At 74.7% G+C, this 16,563-nt stretch carries 16 protein-coding genes; 10 read left to right on the top strand and 6 right to left on the bottom strand.

The annotated features are described in order from the left end of the window. Positions 1 to 37: 37 nt before the first annotated feature. From O7613_RS21495 to O7613_RS21485, 3 genes are read right to left on the bottom strand one after another with little or no spacing between them, the layout of a single operon-like run. Positions 38 to 1,144, bottom strand: coding sequence for a beta-eliminating lyase-related protein (locus O7613_RS21495; protein WP_282289740.1), 1,107 nt, complete (start codon positions 1,142 to 1,144; stop codon positions 38 to 40). Continuing rightward, positions 1,141 to 2,328, bottom strand: coding sequence for a pyridoxal phosphate-dependent aminotransferase (locus O7613_RS21490; protein WP_282289739.1), 1,188 nt, complete (start codon positions 2,326 to 2,328; stop codon positions 1,141 to 1,143). Before O7613_RS21490 ends, O7613_RS21495 begins: the two co-directional genes overlap by 4 nt. A gap of 31 nt (positions 2,329 to 2,359) precedes the next feature. Then, positions 2,360 to 2,854, bottom strand: coding sequence for an MmpS family transport accessory protein (locus O7613_RS21485; protein ID WP_281586659.1), 495 nt, complete (start codon positions 2,852 to 2,854; stop codon positions 2,360 to 2,362). A 1,236-nt stretch (positions 2,855 to 4,090) separates the two neighbouring features. Between O7613_RS21485 and glmS the strand changes: the two genes are divergently transcribed. After that, positions 4,091 to 6,004, top strand: coding sequence for a glutamine--fructose-6-phosphate transaminase (isomerizing) (glmS, locus tag O7613_RS21480; RefSeq protein WP_281586660.1), 1,914 nt, complete (start codon positions 4,091 to 4,093; stop codon positions 6,002 to 6,004). Between the two features lie 38 nt (positions 6,005 to 6,042). On the opposite strand, the gene O7613_RS21475 is transcribed toward glmS, so the two are convergent. After that, positions 6,043 to 7,659, bottom strand: coding sequence for an alpha/beta hydrolase (locus O7613_RS21475; RefSeq protein WP_282289738.1), 1,617 nt, complete (start codon positions 7,657 to 7,659; stop codon positions 6,043 to 6,045). Beyond that, entirely contained in the window at positions 7,656 to 7,961 is a 306-nt protein-coding gene (locus O7613_RS21470) for a hypothetical protein (protein ID WP_282289737.1), read from the bottom strand. Before O7613_RS21470 ends, O7613_RS21475 begins: the two co-directional genes overlap by 4 nt. Before the next feature lie 203 nt (positions 7,962 to 8,164). On the opposite strand from O7613_RS21470, the gene O7613_RS21465 reads away from it, so the two are divergent. The 9 genes from O7613_RS21465 (at position 8,165) to O7613_RS21425 (ending at position 15,750) form a co-directional block, all read left to right on the top strand. After that, positions 8,165 to 9,634, top strand: a complete 1,470-nt coding sequence (locus O7613_RS21465) for an NAD(P)H-hydrate dehydratase (protein ID WP_282289736.1) — start codon at positions 8,165 to 8,167, stop codon at positions 9,632 to 9,634. Between the two features lie 95 nt (positions 9,635 to 9,729). Further along, positions 9,730 to 10,848, top strand: coding sequence for an alanine racemase (gene alr, locus O7613_RS21460; RefSeq protein WP_282289735.1), 1,119 nt, complete (start codon positions 9,730 to 9,732; stop codon positions 10,846 to 10,848). Continuing rightward, on the top strand, positions 10,845 to 11,939 hold the full coding sequence (locus O7613_RS21455; RefSeq protein WP_281586665.1) for an alpha/beta hydrolase: 1,095 nt from the start codon (positions 10,845 to 10,847) through the stop codon (positions 11,937 to 11,939). The genes alr and O7613_RS21455 overlap by 4 nt, the downstream gene beginning before the upstream one ends. Then, entirely contained in the window at positions 11,936 to 12,421 is a 486-nt protein-coding gene (tsaE, locus tag O7613_RS21450) for a tRNA (adenosine(37)-N6)-threonylcarbamoyltransferase complex ATPase subunit type 1 TsaE (RefSeq protein WP_282289734.1), read from the top strand. Before O7613_RS21455 ends, tsaE begins: the two co-directional genes overlap by 4 nt. A gap of 53 nt (positions 12,422 to 12,474) precedes the next feature. Continuing rightward, on the top strand, positions 12,475 to 13,176 hold the full coding sequence (gene ung, locus O7613_RS21445) for a uracil-DNA glycosylase (protein ID WP_281586667.1): 702 nt from the start codon (positions 12,475 to 12,477) through the stop codon (positions 13,174 to 13,176). A gap of 129 nt (positions 13,177 to 13,305) precedes the next feature. Continuing rightward, a complete protein-coding gene (tsaB, locus tag O7613_RS21440; RefSeq protein WP_282289733.1) occupies positions 13,306 to 13,986 on the top strand; it encodes a tRNA (adenosine(37)-N6)-threonylcarbamoyltransferase complex dimerization subunit type 1 TsaB in 681 nt (226 codons plus the stop codon). Then, positions 13,983 to 14,426, top strand: a complete 444-nt coding sequence (rimI, locus tag O7613_RS21435) for a ribosomal protein S18-alanine N-acetyltransferase (protein ID WP_282289732.1) — start codon at positions 13,983 to 13,985, stop codon at positions 14,424 to 14,426. Before tsaB ends, rimI begins: the two co-directional genes overlap by 4 nt. A gap of 5 nt (positions 14,427 to 14,431) precedes the next feature. Further along, on the top strand, positions 14,432 to 15,499 hold the full coding sequence (tsaD, locus tag O7613_RS21430; protein WP_281586670.1) for a tRNA (adenosine(37)-N6)-threonylcarbamoyltransferase complex transferase subunit TsaD: 1,068 nt from the start codon (positions 14,432 to 14,434) through the stop codon (positions 15,497 to 15,499). Beyond that, positions 15,496 to 15,750 (top strand): hypothetical protein, encoded by a 255-nt coding sequence (locus tag O7613_RS21425; protein WP_282289731.1) that lies wholly within the window; start codon positions 15,496 to 15,498, stop codon positions 15,748 to 15,750. Before tsaD ends, O7613_RS21425 begins: the two co-directional genes overlap by 4 nt. 64 nt (positions 15,751 to 15,814) lie before the next feature. Here the strand turns inward: O7613_RS21425 and O7613_RS21420 are convergent, their stop codons facing one another. Further along, positions 15,815 to 16,549 carry a DUF4142 domain-containing protein gene (locus O7613_RS21420; protein ID WP_282289730.1) on the bottom strand — a complete coding sequence of 245 codons (735 nt, stop codon included), beginning with the start codon at positions 16,547 to 16,549 and terminating at the stop codon, positions 15,815 to 15,817. Between the last annotated feature and the right edge of the window lie 14 nt (positions 16,550 to 16,563).

Genomic DNA, 16,563 nt, shown 5'->3' with positions numbered 1-16,563 from the left:
CTGGCCGGTCCGGCGGCCCGGTCCGGCGATCCGCCGGTCAGGTCGTCGGCAGGCGGCGCAGGAAGCGGGCGGCCAGGTCGGTGACCGCGCCGGCGTCCAACTCCAGCGCCGGCCCGGCGACCGTCACCTCGGCCAGCGCCAGCCCCGGCACCTCGCTGTCCCGCCAGCCGCCGACGAACCACGCCCGCTCCCGCTCGGCGAGCGCCAGGTTCGCCGCGTCGAGCACCGCCGCCGGGTACGGCAGCCAGAACCGGAACTGGTGGGTGTGCGGCGGGGTCGGATGCACCCGGGCGCCGGGCAGGGCGGCCAACGCCTCGGCCACCACCTTCGCGTGCCCCACGTATCCGCCGAGCCGGGGCAGCTCCCGCTCCAACCCGGCGAGCCCGGCGAGCGCCGCCGGCCACTGCTGGAACAGCGTGCCGCCGTAGCGGTGCCGCCAGGCGCGGGCATAGCGGACCAGGTCGGCGTCGCCGGCCAGCGCGGCGCCCGAGTGGCCGCCGAGGGACTTGTAGAACGAGACGTACGTGCTGTCGGCCAACGCCGCGATCTCGGCCGTCGAGTAGCCCAGATGAACCGTCGACTCCCAGAGCCGTGCGCCGTCGAAGTGCACCCGGGCGCCCCCGGCCCGGGCCGCCGCGACGACGGCGACCAGGTCGTCCCAGGTCGGCAGCACGAACCCGGCGTCGCGCAGCGGCAACTCCAGCAGGAGCGTGCCGATCGGCTCGTCGAGCGCGGCCACCTCGTCGGCCGTCGGGTTGCGCGGCGCGGTCGTGGTGCGCACCGCCCGCACACCGGCCAGCAGCGCGTACGCCTCGCGTTCGCGCAGCATCGGGTGGCTGAGCGGGTGCAGGCCCACCCCCGCCCGACCGGTCGCCTCCGCGCCGTAACGCATGACGACCTGCTGGGCCATCGTGCCGGAGGGGAACAGCACGGCCGCCTCCGTGCCGAGCAGCCCGGCCACCCGCGCCTCCAGCTCCGCGACCGGGCCGCCCTCGCCGTAGACGTCGGGCAGGTCGTCACCGGCCACCGCGCCGAGCGCCGCCACCTGCTCCCGCACCGATTCCGGACGTACGCCGGAGAGCATCGTGTCGCAGCCGCGCTGGGCGGCGAGCCGGCGCAGCCGCTCCGCGTACCCGTCGCTCATCCGTCCGCCCCGAGCCGGCGCAGCCGGGTCACCGCCTCGGCGAGCACCTCCGGCCGCTTGCAGAACGCGAACCGGACCAGCGTGCGACCCGCCGCCACGTCGTCGTAGAAGACCTGCGTCGGCACCGCCACCACCCCGCACCGTTCCGGCAGGGACCGGCAGAACTCCACCCCGTCCCGGCCGCCGAGCGGGGTGACGTCGGCGGTCACGAAGTAGGTCCCCTCCGGCGCGAGCACCCCGAAGCCGGCGTCGGCCAGCCCGGCGACCAGTTGGTCCCGCCGGCGTCGCAGGTCGTCGGCGAAACCGGCGAAGTAGGCGTCCGGCAGGCCGAGCGCCACCGCCACGGCCGGTTGCAGCGGGCCCGCGTTGACGAACGTGAGGAACTGCTTCACCCGCAGCACCGCCGCGACGAGCGACGCCGGGCCGCTCACCCAGCCGACCTTCCAGCCGGTGCAGGAGAACGTCTTGCCCGCCGAGGACACCCGCAGGGTGCGCGCCCACATCCCCGGCAGCGTGGCCAGCGGCACGTGCGGCGCGGCGGCGTCGGCGAACACGAGGTGCTCGTAGACCTCGTCGGTGACCGCGTACGTGTCGTGCTCCCGGCACAACTCGGCGACCAGGGCCAACTCGTCGGCGGTGAACACCTTCCCGGTCGGGTTGTGCGGCGAGTTCAGCAGCACCAGCCGGGTCCGCGGCCCGAACGCGGCGCGCAGCTCGGCCGGGTCGAAGGCGTACCGGCCGTCCGGGCCCGGGCGCAGCGTCACCGGGCGGCGCACCGCGCCGGCCAGCGCGATCGAGGCGGCGTACGAGTCGTAGTACGGCTCGAAGCAGACCACCTCGTCACCCGGCTCGCAGAGCGCGAGGATGCTCGCCGCGATCGCCTCCGTCGCGCCGGCGGTCACCACGATCTCGCCGTCCGGGTCGTACTCGAGGCCCCAGAACCGGCGCTGGTGGGCCGCCACGGCCGCGCGCAACGCCGGGATCCCCGGCCCCGGCGGGTACTGGTTGTGACCGGTCCGCAGCGCCTCGGCGGCGGCGGCGAGCATCTCCGGCGGGCCGTCGGTGTCCGGGAAGCCCTGCCCCAGGTTGACCGCGCCGGTGCGCACGGCCAACGCCGACATCTCGGCGAAGATGGTGGTGCCGAACGGCCGCATGCGGGCCACCAGCGGATCCGTCGTCGTCACGGCGGCCAGCCTACGGCCCGTCTCCGGCCCCTCACCAGCCGAAGCAGGACGCCATCCCGCCCGTTGCGCTCGAATCCCGGGACACGACCTTCCCGTCCACGGTGATCCGGCAACTCACCCCGTCGCGCTGCTGGTCATCGGGAATGGCGACGATCTGCACCTGTTTCCGGTCGTTCGCGGTGAACGCCAGCCGCCACGGTGGCTGCATCCCGTTCACGGTGAGGAAGTCGCCGTTGGCGTCGTAGAACTCGACGTTCGCCGCTCCCGTGCCGGTGATCTCGTACACCACCGTGAACCGGCCACGCCCGGCGGACGGGGTGGTGGCCGGGACCACCGGCGTTTCGGTCGGCTCGTCGGTGAATCCGCCGGGTCCGTCCGGCCAGCCCGGCTCCCCGGACCCGTCGACGAACGGCGGCTCGTACGGCTCCCCGGACGTGACCGACCCCTCGCTGAAGCTGCCGAGCATGCCCAGGCCGACGCACCCGCAGACGGCAAGCACCAGCGCGACGACCGCGGCGATGACCACGCCGAGCACCCAGCCCGCGCCCGACCGGCGCGGCGTCCCCCCGGGGTACGCGAACGGCGGCGGATATGGTCCCGGCGGATACGGTCCAGATGGGTAGGGCGCGGGCGGATACGGTCCGGGCTGGTGGGGCGCGGGCGGATACGGTCCGGGCTGGTGGGGCGCGGGCGGATACGGTCCGGGCTGGTGGGGCGCGGGCGGATACGGTCCGGGCTGGTGGGGCGCGGGCGGATACGGTCCGGGCTGGTGGGGCGCGGGCGGATACGGTCCGGGCTGGTGGGGCGCGGGCGGATACGCGGCCGGTGGCCATCCCGGCGTGTCCGGAGTCGGCTGTCCGGTGGTGCGGGCCTGTCCTTCGACGCCGGCTTGGCCGGTGGCGCCGCCTGCCTGTCCGCTCGTGCCGGCCCCGGGCGTCCAGGGGGTCGGCTCCCAGGGCGTCGGTGTCCATGGCGCGGGCGGCGCCCAGGGCTGCGGCGCGGCCAGCGGGTCCGGCGACGTCCAGGTGGCGGGCTCGCCGGAGGGCGGCGGCGCCGTCGGGTCACTCGGCCTGGGGGTCGGCTCGGGGGTGGGGGCCGTCTCGGACATCGGCTCAGCTCACAGGGGTACGGCGGCGGGCGACCGCGGAGGGATGGACCCCGGGGATGCCGCCCGGGCCCTCAATGTAGGGCGTGCAAGCCATCCCCGCGCCCCCGCCCGCCCGGCGACCGCTTCACCTCGCCCCGTCGGAGATCTTGGAAGGTAACGGCCCCTCCCGGGGCCGAAATCTTCCAAGTCACCTGGTCTCGTCGGGACGCCGCGCAGGCGTGAAAACGGGCAACCGGCCGCACGGTGGCCTACTCTCCGGCCGGGTCTCGTGCGAGGAAACGCGGGCGGTGATCGTTTGGCCATGATCAACACCAGTTCGGTGAAGTGGGGGCATCGCCGGTGGTCGGATACCGCCACATCACCGAACTGGCGTCCGGCCTACCGACGTCTCCCGAGCACCGCGGGCATCAAGACGGCCAAACGGGTGCAAGCTGAGTCTGTTTACCGGTCAGATCCGTCGAGGCGGCTGGACGAAACGGACGGTGAGGGGCCAATCGCTTGAGGTGGGTGTTGTGGGGAGGTGCGGCAAAGGAGATCGCGCTGGGTGATTTGTCTGCCGGGTGGGGCGATGTTGATCGGTTCGCTCATGCTTGGTGATCGATGACCCGCCTTCCGCGCACGCACGATGAGCGAAACTCGGCTAGGCTGCGAACCATGTGTGGAATCGTGGGTTACGCCGGTGCGCGCCCGGCGCTCGGCATCGTGCTCGACGGACTGCGGCGGCTGGAATACCGCGGCTACGACTCGGCCGGAGTCGCCGTGGTCTGCGACGACGAGCTGCTGACCGAGAAGAAGGCCGGCAAGCTGGCCAACCTGGAGAAGGTTCTCTCCGAGCGGGCCGCCGACAACCCCGAGGACTGCGCCGCCAGCCCGATCGGCATCGGCGACGGCACCACCGGCATCGGCCACACCCGATGGGCCACGCACGGCGGGCCGACCGACCGCAACGCCCACCCGCACCTCTCCCCGGACGGCCGGGTCGCGGTCATCCACAACGGCATCATCGAGAACTTCGCGAAGCTCCGCGGCGAGCTGGAGGACGAGGGCGTCGAGTTCGCCAGCGACACCGACACCGAGTGCGCCGCGCACCTGATCGCCCGTGCGCTCGCCGATCTGCGGTCGGCCGGTGAAGCCGACGGCCCGCAGTTGCTCGCGTCCGCCATGCGGGTGGTCTGCGGGCGACTCGAAGGGGCGTTCACCCTGCTCGCCGTGGACGCGGCCATCCCCGGCGCGGTGGTCGGCGCCCGGCGCAACTCGCCGCTCGTGGTGGGCCGGGGCGACGGCGAGAACTACCTCGCCAGTGACGTGGCGGCGTTCATCGAGCACACCCGGGACGCGGTCGAGCTGGGGCAGGACCAGATCGTCCTGATCACCGGCGACAGCATCGAGATCACCGACTTCGCCGGCCAGCCCGCGACCGGCAAGGACTTCCACATCGACTGGGACTCGTCAGCCGCCGAGAAGGGCGGCTACGACTGGTTCATGCTCAAGGAGATCGAGGAGCAGCCGCAGGCCATCGCCGACACGCTGCTCGGCCGGCTCACCGAGAGCGGCGAGATCGCGCTCGACGAGGTCCGCCTCAGCGAGCAGGACCTGCGCGACGTCGACAAGATCTTCATCGTCGCCTGCGGCACCTCCTACCACGCCGGCCTGGTCGCCAAGTACGCCATCGAGCACTGGACCCGGATCCCCTGCGAGGTGGAGCTGGCAAGCGAGTTCCGCTACCGCGACCCGGTGCTCGACCGCTCCACCCTGATCGTGGTGATCTCGCAGTCCGGCGAGACCATGGACACACTGATGGCGCTGCGCCACGCCAAGGAGCAGAAGGCCCGCGTGCTGGCGGTCTGCAACACCAACGGCTCGACCATCCCGCGCGAGTCCGACGCGGTGCTCTACACACACGGCGGCCCGGAGATCGCGGTCGCCTCCACCAAGGCGTTCCTCACCCAGGTCGTCGCCTGCTATCTGATCGGGCTGCATCTGGCCCAGGTGCGGGGCATCAAGTTCGCCGACGAGGTGGGCGCGGTGGTGTCCCAGCTCCAGGACATGCCGGGCAAGCTGCGCGAGCTGCTGGACCGGATCGAGCCGGTCCGCGAGCTCGGCCGCGAGTTGAAGTCCGAGCCGACCGTGCTGTTCATCGGCCGGCACGTGGGCTACCCGGTCGCCCTGGAAGGTGCCCTGAAGCTCAAGGAGTTGGCGTACATGCACGCCGAGGGCTTCGCCGCCGGCGAGCTGAAGCACGGCCCGATCTCGCTGATCGACAAGGGCACGCCGGTGATCTGCATCGTGCCGTCCCCGGTCGGCCGGGGCATGCTGCACGACAAGGTCGTCTCCAACATCCAGGAGGTGCGCGCCCGGGGCGCCCGCACGATCGTGATCGCCGAGGAGGGCGACCAGGCGGTGGTCCGTTACGCCGACCATCTGATCTACGTGCCGCGTACGCCGACGCTGCTCGCGCCGCTGGTGACCACCGTGCCGCTCCAGGTGCTCGCGGCCGAGATCGCCGCGGCCCGCGGACACGACGTCGACCAGCCCCGGAACCTCGCCAAGTCGGTCACGGTCGAGTAGCTCGGATCGACGCCCGGCACGGAGCGGGCCCCGGCGTCTCACCGGCCCAGCACGATCCGCGCCATCCCGTCCAGGGCCGGGTTGTCGGCATCCCAGTAGCCGGTGTGGCCGTGCCCTGCGCTCGGGAAGCGCCGGCCACCGAAGCCCGGCGCGCTCGGGTCTGCGCCGAACCAGAGCCGGTCGGAGTGCGGGTCCAGCACGGCCAGCGCCGGCCCGAGCGGCGTGCCGGCCAGCACGGCCCGGCGGGCCAGCTCGTCCGGCTGGCGGACGAGCCGGATCACGTCGTCCGGCGCGGTCGACGCCCAGACCTGCCCGGCCGGCATCCGCAGCTCGGTGGCGTGGTCGACGCCGACCCCGGGCGACCCGACGAAGACCAGCGCGTCCGCGCCCAGCCCGTGGTCGCGAGCGGCGGCGCCGACCACGAGCGAGCCGTAGCTGTGCCCGAGCACGGTCTGCCGGGCCGGCGACCCCTCGTGCGTGGCCCGCAGCCCCTCCTGGAACCGGTGCAGGGCCGGCCCGGCGTCCTCGGCCTGCCGGGCGCCGGCCGCCTCGGTGAGGAAGTCCGGCGCGTCGTAGTCCAGCCAGAGCACCGCCGCCGTCTCCTCGCCCGGCCCGATCGCCGCGCACCGGTCCAGCACCCGGGCGGCCCGGCCCAACTCGGCCGGCGCGTCGGCCAGGTCCGCGGTCATGCCGGGGACGTAGGTCAGCACCGCGCCGGCCCGGTCCGGGTTGCCGAGCGCCACCATCGCCCGCCCGTCCCCGGCGAGGTCGAGCCCCAGCAGGTACGCCCGCGGCGCGGACGGCGTCGCCAGACGCTCACCCAGCCCGTCCAGGCCGCGTAGCGCCGCCTCCACCCCGGCCATCCGAGCACGCCGGGTCACCTCGAACGGACCTGCCGGCAGCGGACGTAGCAGGGCGAGGCGGCGCGCGAGCAGCTCCTGACGCCGGTCGGCGAGCAACAGCCGGTTGGCCCGGTCACGCGCGGCGGCCGGCACCCCGTCCAGGCGGCCCACCCGGCCCGGCTCGTGCCCGACCAGCCACCGCTGCTCGGCCGGGCTCAGACCGGTCCACCAGCGGCGCACCTCGACCGGCCCGGCTCCGGGCCCCGGCCGCCAGCCGGGCGGGACGCTCACCCACCCGGTCACCGCCGCCGTGGCGATCTCCGCCAGCCGGCCGGTCGCCTCCCGATCCGCCGCGCCCGCCAGGGCCAGCGCACGGCGGATCCCGGCCTGCGCCTGAACCACCGCGGGCCCGGCCCGGTCGACGGGCCGGGCCGGGTCGGGCCGGACGGCGCCGGTGCGGTCCACGGACAGGCCACCGGTCTCGGCGCGGGCCACCTCGGCGCCGAGCCGGGCCTTCGCCGCGCCCACCCGGGCGGCGAACTCGGCGAGCGCCTGGTCGATCTCGAACAGGGCGGGCAGCCCGTCGGTGAGCGCGGTGCGCAACTCGGCGAGACGCCGCTGGGCGGCCGTCGAGGCGGCGCCGGACCAGCCCGACCGGAGGTCGCCGGCCCGGGCGGTCAGCCCGTCGGCCCGACGGCGCACCGGGTCGACGAGCCCGCGCCAGGCCGCTCCGGTGGCGAGCCAGGCGCCCGGATCCGCCCGCCACAGCTGCGCGTAGCCGACCGGACCCGCGCGGACGCCGTCGCCGCTCATCGCGACGCCCCGGCGACACGGCGGGCGGCCCGCTCGTCCACCGCCTCGTAGCCGTCCGCGCCGCCGCGTAGCGCCTCGGCGCCGGCGGCCACCCCCGCCGCGATCGTGCCGGACCAGCGCCGCACCGCGGTCTCCAGATCATCGAGCGCCACCCCGGTCCGCCAGCCGTCCGGCGGCGGCGCCGGCGGCGTCGGCATCCCGCCCGGCCCGTGGGCCAGCCGGTAGGCGTCGTCGGTCAGCCTCCGGGCCACCGCGCGCAGCAACTCCGGATCGACGGTGAACGGCTCCTCGACCACGACCACCTCCCCACCCCGCCGGCCCCACCTGCCGGACCCGGACAGCGGCGACGCTAGGCGGGACGGCACCCTTCGCGCCGTCCCTGTGGACAACGTCGCCGGTTTTCCACAGGGGGCGTTCGCCGGCCTGCCCGGGACCCGGCCCGCCGGTAGGGTGAGTTCGTGATCGAGGCCGATCCGGCCGGCGGGGACGAACGGGACGGGATGGCATGAGACCGGTGTGGCGGGTCGCGGATGTCCGCGCGGCGGAGGCGGGGCTGATGGCGACCCTCCCGTCCGGGGCGCTGATGCAACGGGCCGCGGCCGGGCTGGCCCGCCGGTGCGCGCTGCTGCTGGCGGACCGGGGCGGGGTCTACGGCGCCCGGGTGCTGCTGCTCGTGGGCTCCGGCGACAACGGCGGTGACGCCCTCTACGCCGGCGCGCGCCTGGCCCGCCGGGGCGCCGCGGTCGACGTCCTGCTCCTCACGCCCGGGCGGGCGCACGCCGACGGTCTGGCCGCGCTGCGCGCCGCCGGTGGGCGGGTGGTCGACCGGCCGTCCGCCGTGGTCGACCTGGTGCTCGACGGCATCGTGGGCATCGGCGGCACCGGCGGCCTGCGGGAGACGGCCGACCAGCTCGCCGGGAGCCTGGCCGAGCGCGTCGGCCGGGACGGCACCCGGGCCACGGTGGTCGCGGTGGACGTCCCGAGTGGCGTCGCGGTGGACACCGGCCACGTCCCGCTGACCGGCGCCGGTCGGCCCGCAGCGGTCCGCGCCGACGTGACCGTCGCGTTCGGCGCGCTCAAGCCGGCTCTGGTGGTCGGTCCGGCCGCCCCGCTCGCCGGGCAGGTCGACCTGGTCGACATCGGGCTCACGCCGTGGCTGCGCGGCTCACCGGCGCTGCGGGTGACCGAGTGGTCCGACGTGGCCGACTGGTGGCCGGCGCTCGGCGTCTCGTCGGAGAAATACTCCCGGGGTGTGGTCGGGGTGGCGACCGGCTCGGCCACCTACCCGGGTGCGGCGGTGCTCTCGGTCGGCGGTGCGCTCGCCGGTCCCACCGGCCTGGTCCGCTATGCCGGCGGCGCGCGGGCCGAGGTGGTGCGCCAGCACCCGTCGGTGATCGCCACCGACCGGGTCGCCGACGCCGGCCGGGTGCAGGCCTGGGTCTGCGGCTCGGGGCTCGGCACCGGCGAGGACTCCGCCGCCGAGTTGCGCGCGGTGCTCGCCGCGCCGGTGCCGGTGGTGCTGGACGCCGACGCGCTGACGCTGCTTGTCGACGGCAAGCTCGCCGACCGGCTGCGTGGGCGGGACGCCCCGATCGTGGTGACCCCGCACGACCGGGAGTTCGCCCGGCTCTGCGGCGAGATGCCGGGGGAGGACCGGGTCGCCGCGGCGCTGCGACTGGCCGCCTGGATGAACGCGGTGGTGCTGTTGAAGGGCGACCGAACGATCGTCGGCACCCCCGACGGCCGGGCGTACGTCAATCCGACCGGCACGCCGGCGCTGGCCACCGGCGGCACCGGCGACGTGCTGGCCGGGCTGCTCGGTTCGCTGCTCGCCGCCGGGCTGGCTCCCGAGCGGGCGGCCGCCGCCGCGGCGTACCTGCACGGGCTGGCCGGTCGGGAGGCGGCGGGCGGAGGTCCGGTGACCGCGCCCGACGTGGCCGCGGCGTTGCGTCCGGTGCTGGCCCGTCTGGGCTGATCCACGGCCCGGCGGCGGCCGGATGGCGCCCGTTCGGCGGGGCCGACCGCGCGGCTCACGGCCAGGATGATCACCGGCGGAAGTAGGCTGGGGGCATGTGGCAGTCCGAGGTGCGGGTCGATCTCGACGCGATCCGGGAGAACGTGGCCCGGCTGAAGGCCGGAACCAGCGCCGAGCTGATGGCCGTGGTCAAGGCCGACGGGTACGGGCACGGCATGTTGCCGGCGGCCCGCGCGGCGCTCGACGCCGGGGCGGACCAGCTCGGTGTCTGCACCCTCGACGAGGCGCTCCGGCTGCGCCAGGAGGGGATCACCGCGCCGGTGCTGGCGTGGCTGCTCGACCCGGGCCTGCCGCTGCACGACGGGATCGCGGTCGGCGTCGATCTCGGCTGCGCCAGCCTGGCCCAGCTCGACGAGATGACCGAGGCGAGCCGGCGGGCGGACCGGCCGGCCCGGCTGCATCTCAAGATCGACACTGGGCTCTCCCGCGGCGGCGCGACCGTCGCCGACTGGCCGGCGCTGCTGGAGGCCGCCGCGAAGGCCCAGGCCGACGGTCTGGTCGAGGTGGTGGGCGTGTGGAGCCACTTTGTCTACGCGGACTCGCCCGGCCACCCCACCACGGACCGCCAACTCGCCGTCTTCCACGAGGGGCTGGAGATGGTGGCGCGGGCCGGCCTGCGCCCCCGCTATCGCCACCTGGCCAACTCGGCGGCCACGCTGACCCGACCGGACACCCACTTCGACCTGGTCCGTCCGGGCATCGCCATCTACGGCCTGTCGCCGGTCGCGGGCGAACGGTTCGGCCTGCGCCCGGCGATGACCGCGCGGGCCCGGGTGATGCTCACCAAGCGGGTCCCGGCCGGCACCGGCGTCTCCTACGGCCACACCTACCTGACCGAGAACGAGAGCAGCCTGGCCGTGGTGCCGCTCGGCTACGGGGACGGAGTGCCGCGGCACGCCTCGAACACCGGTCCGGTGCTGCTCGGCGGTGAGCGGCGGACCATCTCCGGGCGGGTCTGCATGGATCAGTTCGTGGTCGACTGCGGCGATGACGAGGTGGCCGCCGGCGACGTGGCGACGCTGTTCGGCAGCGGCGCGGACGGCGAGCCCACCGCCGACGACTGGGCCGAGGCGGTCGGCACCATCAACTACGAGATCGTCACCCGGTTCGGCGGGGTCCGGGTCCCGCGCGTCTACGACGGCGAGAAGACATGAGCCCGCGGCTGCGGGTGCCTCGGCCGCGCGGCGCCGCCGGCAAGGTGGCCGGGCTGGTCGGCGCCGCCGTCGGGGTGGCCGCCGCCGGGCTCGCGGCGGGTGTGGCAAGCGAGCGGGTCCTGGTCCGCCGGCTCAAGAACGACCCCGCCGACCGGTACGCCCACGAGGTGTTCGACCGGCAGCGTTACGACGAGGCGTACGAGCTGGAGATGCCGGACGGCACCGACATCCACGTGGAGGTGGTCGAGCCGACCCGGCCGGTCGCCGGGCACCCGACGGTCGTGCTGGTGCACGGCTTCTGTCTGGACATGGGCACCTTCCACTTCCAGCGCAAGATGCTCGCCGACCGGGGCGACTACCGGGTGGTCGCGTACGACCAGCCGGGGCACGGCCGTTCCGGGCGACTGGAGACCGGCGAGTACGACCTGGCCGCGCTGGGCCGCACGTTGCGCCGGGTGCTCGACGAGGTGGCCCCGGAGGGGCCGCTGGTGCTGGTCGGGCACTCGATGGGCGGCATGACCATCATGGCGTTGGCCGAGCTCTGTCCGGAGCTGTTCGGCGACCGGGTGGTCGGCACGGTGCTGATGGCCACCTCCGGCGGTCTGGCGGCGGAGACCAAGCTGGTGGCCCCCGCGCTGCTCGGCCGGGTCGGCGCGCCGGTGCTCCACATGATGAGCAACGCCACCCGGTACGGCGGCACGGTGATCGACAAGGCCCGCCGGTCCACCTCGAACGTGGCCTGGTTGCTGACCCGCAGGTACGGCTTCGGCACCCCGAAGCCGAGCCCGGCTCTGGTGTCGTACGTGGAGATGATGAACTCCCGCACCTCGGCGGACACGGTGACCCGCTATCTGCGGACCCTGGCCACCCACTCGCGTTTCCCGGCGCTGGCCGCGCTCGCCGGCACGCCGGTGCTGGTGATCGTGGGGGACAAGGACATGATCACGCCGGTGACGCACTCGGAGGAGATCGTCCGGCGGCTTCCGGAGGCCGAGTTCGTGCAGATCCACGACAGCGGGCACGTGGTGATGCTCGAGCACGCCGACGAGGTCAACGCGGCGTTGGCGAGGTTCCTGGAGTCACTGGGGTGAGTGTGGTCGTGGTGGAGCTGAAGACCGTCGACGACACCCGCGAGTTCGGCCGGCGGCTGGCCGACGTGCTGCGCGCGGGGGACCTGCTGCTGCTCAGCGGTCCGCTGGGGGCCGGCAAGACCGCGCTGACCCAGGGCCTCGGCGCCGGCCTCGGGGTACGCGGCGACATCACCTCGCCCACCTTCGTCATCGCCCGGGTACACCGGCCGGACCCGGCGCGGGGCGGGCGGGTGACGCTCGTGCACGCCGACGCGTACCGCCTGGGTGAGGCCGCGGATCCGCGGGCCGAGATCGACGACCTCGACCTGGACGCCTCGGTCGACGAGGCGGTGACCGTGGTGGAGTGGGGCGAGGGGATGGTCGAGCAGTTGGTCGACGCGCACCTGCGGGTCCGCATCGACAGGCGGGACGACGACAGCCGGGTGGTCACGCTGGAACCGGCCGGCGGCGACTGGGCGGCCCGGCTGGCCACCCTCGACTGAGCGCTGTCGTACCCGCTGCCTAGAGTCCCGGGGACGACTGCGAAAGGTTGCCGATGCCCGACGATGCCCCCGCCCTCGACCTGTTGGCGCTCCTGCCCGAGCCGTGGCGTGCGGCCCTCTCCCCGCACCTCGACCCGGCCCGCACCGCGGCGTTGGCCGAGTTCGTCGCCCGGGAATACGCCACCGCCACGGTCTTCCCGCCGCTGGCCGACCTGTTCTCCGCCTACCGGTTGTGCGGGCCGGGTCAGACCCGGGTGCTCATCCTCGGTCAGGACCCCTACCACAAGGCGGGGCAGGCGCACGGCCTGAGCTTCAGCGTGCGCGAGGGCGTGCCGGTGCCGCCGTCGCTGCGCAACGTCTTCAAGGAGCTGGAGGCGGATCTGGGCGTGCCGAAGCCGCGCGGCGGCAACCTGGACGGCTGGGCGGCGCAGGGTGTGCTGCTGCTCAACTCGGTGCTGACGGTTCGGCAGGCCGCCCCCGGCTCGCACGCCAACCGGGGCTGGGAGGAGTTCACCGACGCCACCATCCGGGCGCTCGACGGGCTCGACCAGCGGGTGGTCTTCCTGCTCTGGGGCGGCTACGCGCGCAAGAAGGCGGCCCTGGTCACCAACCCGCTTCACGTGGTGCTGGAGGCCGGGCATCCCAGCCCGATGAACCCGAAGGGCTTCCTGGGCAGCCGTCCGTTCAGCGCGGCCGACAAGGCGCTCGCCGACGTGGGCCTGCCCACCGTCGACTGGGCGCGTTCCGCGGGCTGACCGCCCCGCTCACCCCGATCCGGCCCGCGCCGGATTGAACGGTCCGGCCCGCGCCGGACCGCTGACCCGATCCGGTTCGCGCCGGGCTGACCCGCACCGGCCGGACCGGGCCGGATAGGCTGGCAAACCGTGCTCGTACTCGTGGTGGACTCCTCGACGCCCGCGGTGACCGCGGCGTTGGCCGAGGTCTCGGCGGACGGCGTCGCGCTCCGCGCGTCCCGGTGCACGGTCGACGCCCGCGCCCACGGCGAGTTGCTCGCGCCGCAGGTCGACGCGGTGCTCGCCGACGTGGGCGCGCGCCCCGCCGACCTGGCCGCGATCGTCGCCGGGCTCGGCCCCGGGCCGTTCACCGGCCTGCGGGTGGGTCTGGTCACCGCCGCCACGATGGGCCAGGTGCTCGGCGTGCCGACGTACGGCGTCTGCTCGCTCGACGGCCTCGGCCTGCCGCCGTCGGACGACGGTGAGACGGTGCTGGCGGCGAGCGACGCGCGGCGGCGGGAGGTCTACTGGGCCGTCTACGACGGCGCCGGCCGGCGCGTCGCCGGGCCGGACGTGGCCGCACCGGCGGTGGCCGCCGAGCGCGCCCGCGACCTGGCGGTCGCCGTCGCCGTCGGCGACGGCGCGCACCGGTACGCGGACGTGCTGGGGCTGCCGGTGCGGGCCGAGCCGCGTTACCCGGACCCGATGGCGCTGGCCGGCCTCGCCGCGGAACGGATCCGGGCGGGCGCGCCGGGCGAGCCGCTCACCCCGCTCTACCTGCGCCGGCCGGACGCGGTGGCGGCCACCGGCCACAAGCCGGTCCTGCGATGAGGCTGAGTCGGTTCCGCTGGTGGCACGTGGACGAGGTGCTGCCCATCGAGGCGGACCTGTTCGGCGCCGAGCAGTGGTCGCCGGGGATGTTCTGGAACGAACTCGCCAACGGGCACTTCTATCTGGTCGCCGTCGACGACGACGGCGGCGTGGCCGGGTACGCCGGGCTGGCCGTGGCCCCGCCGGACGAGGCGTGGGTGCAGAACATCGCGGTCCGCCGGGGCGCCCAGCGCCGCGGCGTGGGTCGGGCGCTGCTGGAGGCGCTGCTCGCCGAGGCGGCCCGGCGCGGCGTCCGCAGCACGCTGCTGGAGGTCGCCGCCGACAACGCCCCGGCGCAGCGCCTGTACGCCACGTACGGCTTCGAGCCGATCGGCGTGCGGCGCGGCTACTACCAACCGAGCAACACCGACGCGCTGGTCATGCAGCGCACCGAGGACTGACGCGGATGGCTGACGAACCACTGATTCTCGGCATCGAGACCTCCTGCGACGAGACCGGCGTGGGCATCGTGCGCGGGCACACGCTCCTGGCCGACGCGCTTGCGTCGAGCGTCGAGGAGCACGCCCGGTTCGGCGGGGTGGTGCCGGAGGTGGCCAGCCGGGCGCACCTGGAGGCGATCGTGCCGACCATGGACCGGGCGCTGCGGGAAGCCGGCGTCACCATCGCCGACGTGGACGCGATCGCGGTGACCTCCGGGCCGGGCCTGGCCGGCGCGCTGCTCGTCGGCGTCGCCGCCGCGAAGGGCTACGCGGTGGCCGCGGAGAAACCGGTGTACGGGGTGAACCACCTCGCCGCGCACGTGGCCGTGGACACGCTTGAGCACGGCCCGTTGCCCGAGCCGGCGATCGCGCTGCTGGTCTCCGGCGGGCACTCGTCGCTGCTGCGCGTCGACGACCTGGCCCGGGGCGTCGTGCCGCTCGGCGCCACCATCGACGACGCGGCCGGGGAGGCGTTCGACAAGGTGGCCCGCCTGCTCGGGTTGCCGTTCCCGGGCGGGCCGCACATCGACCGGGAGGCGCGCGCCGGTGATCCGGCCTCGATCGCGTTCCCGCGCGGGCTGACCGCCGCGAAGGACCTGGCCGGGCACCGCTTCGACTTCTCCTTCTCCGGCCTGAAGACGGCGGTGGCCCGCTGGGTGGAGGCGCGGCAACGGGCCGGTGAGCCGGTGCCGGTGGCCGACGTGGCGGCGTCCTTCCAGGAGGCGGTCTGCGACGTGCTCGTCGGCAAGGCGCTCGACGCCTGTCGCAGCAGCGGGATCGACACGCTTGTGATCGGCGGCGGGGTGGCGGCCAACTCGCGGCTGCGGGCGATGGCCGAGCAGCGGGCCGCGAGGCACGGCGTCCGGGTGCGTACGCCCCGGCCGAAGCTCTGCACGGACAACGGCGCGATGGTGGCGGCGCTCGGTTCGCACCTGGTCGCCGCGGGTGTCGCCCCGAGCCGGCTGGACCTGCCGGCCGACTCGGCGATGCCGCTGACCGTGGTCAGCGTCGGACCGCAGGAGGGGACCGAATGATCGTCCGGATGTGGGAGGCGAAGGCCGAGCCGTACGGCTTCGCCGACCTGATCACCTGGGTCTGCGAGACCGCGCTGCCCGAGTTCGAGCACGACCCGATGCACGTCGCCAGCGAGGTGTTCGCCTCCACTGACCACCGACTGGTGGTGATCTCGAAGTGGCGGAACAACCCGCGGGCCCTGCCCGAGCCCCCCATGCGCCTGGTAGCCCGCCCGCCGCACCACTGGGACTTCACCTCCGTCGACCGCTGAGGGTGTAAGGAGGGGGCCCCGCTTAACGCCTCTGGTATAGGCGGGGCCCCCTCTTAACACCTGCTCAGGAGCGGCGCATCAACCGCCAGGTCGCGTACCCGCCGGTGCCCAGCGCGATCAGGAACACCGCCCACACCACCCCCGTCCCCACCTGGAGCCCGGGGCTGCCCACGTTGGCCTTGGCCGCGGCAATCAGCGAGTCGCTCTGCGCCGGCGGCAGCGCGGGCGGCGGCAACTGCTGCCAGCGGACCAGTCCGGTGCTCTCCAGCATGGTCATGTGGTCGTTGACGAACCTGTTCGCGTCCTCGGCGAGCTTCCGCACGACCGGGTCCTTGGTGCTGGCCCGGACCGCGCCGATCACCGGGAAGATGTTGCCGTGGGCGACCCGGAGCCGGGTGACGAAGATCTGGTCGAACTGTGCGCCGGTGGCGTTCTGCATCTCGGTCAGCCACCCCTTCTGCTGGGTCGTCGGGTCCGTCGGCAGGACCGCGCCCAGTTTGTTGGCCGCCTCGACCACCAACTGGTCCAGCTCGGCGTGCTGGCGGGCGATCTCCGCGCCGACCTCCCGTACCCGGGGGGACTGGCCCTTCTCGGCGGCCATCGTCCCGGCCGGCATCTCCCAGAGCCCGGCCAGCCGGACGCCGTTGAGCAGCGTCATGTCGGCGGCGTTCATCTGCACGCCGGGATTGGGTGCGGCCAGCGCCGCGCCGGGAAGAACGCCGATCCCCGCGCCGATCGCGACGAGCAGCAGGGTCACCCGGTGCGCCAGCCGGCGACGTGCGGATTCCAGCGATGCCATGGTTGCGGTGCCTC

Source organism: Micromonospora sp. WMMD975 (genome assembly GCF_029581215.1).
Classification (GTDB): Bacteria; Actinomycetota; Actinomycetes; order Mycobacteriales; family Micromonosporaceae; genus Micromonospora.
Note: the sequence above shows the minus strand (reverse complement) of the source record. Positions and strands in the feature narration are given on the sequence as shown.

Coding starts and splice junctions, on each gene's coding strand:
- O7613_RS21425 (WP_282289731.1), top strand. CDS start 15,496: ATGATCGTCCGGATGTGGGAGGCGAAGGCCGAGCCGTACGGCTTCGCC.
- O7613_RS21455 (WP_281586665.1), top strand. CDS start 10,845: ATGAGCCCGCGGCTGCGGGTGCCTCGGCCGCGCGGCGCCGCCGGCAAG.
- glmS (WP_281586660.1), top strand. CDS start 4,091: ATGTGTGGAATCGTGGGTTACGCCGGTGCGCGCCCGGCGCTCGGCATC.
- O7613_RS21475 (WP_282289738.1), bottom strand. CDS start 7,659: ATGAGCGGCGACGGCGTCCGCGCGGGTCCGGTCGGCTACGCGCAGCTG.
- rimI (WP_282289732.1), top strand. CDS start 13,983: ATGAGGCTGAGTCGGTTCCGCTGGTGGCACGTGGACGAGGTGCTGCCC.
- O7613_RS21465 (WP_282289736.1), top strand. CDS start 8,165: ATGAGACCGGTGTGGCGGGTCGCGGATGTCCGCGCGGCGGAGGCGGGG.
- O7613_RS21495 (WP_282289740.1), bottom strand. CDS start 1,144: ATGAGCGACGGGTACGCGGAGCGGCTGCGCCGGCTCGCCGCCCAGCGC.
- alr (WP_282289735.1), top strand. CDS start 9,730: ATGTGGCAGTCCGAGGTGCGGGTCGATCTCGACGCGATCCGGGAGAAC.
- O7613_RS21420 (WP_282289730.1), bottom strand. CDS start 16,549: ATGGCATCGCTGGAATCCGCACGTCGCCGGCTGGCGCACCGGGTGACC.
- tsaD (WP_281586670.1), top strand. CDS start 14,432: ATGGCTGACGAACCACTGATTCTCGGCATCGAGACCTCCTGCGACGAG.
- ung (WP_281586667.1), top strand. CDS start 12,475: ATGCCCGACGATGCCCCCGCCCTCGACCTGTTGGCGCTCCTGCCCGAG.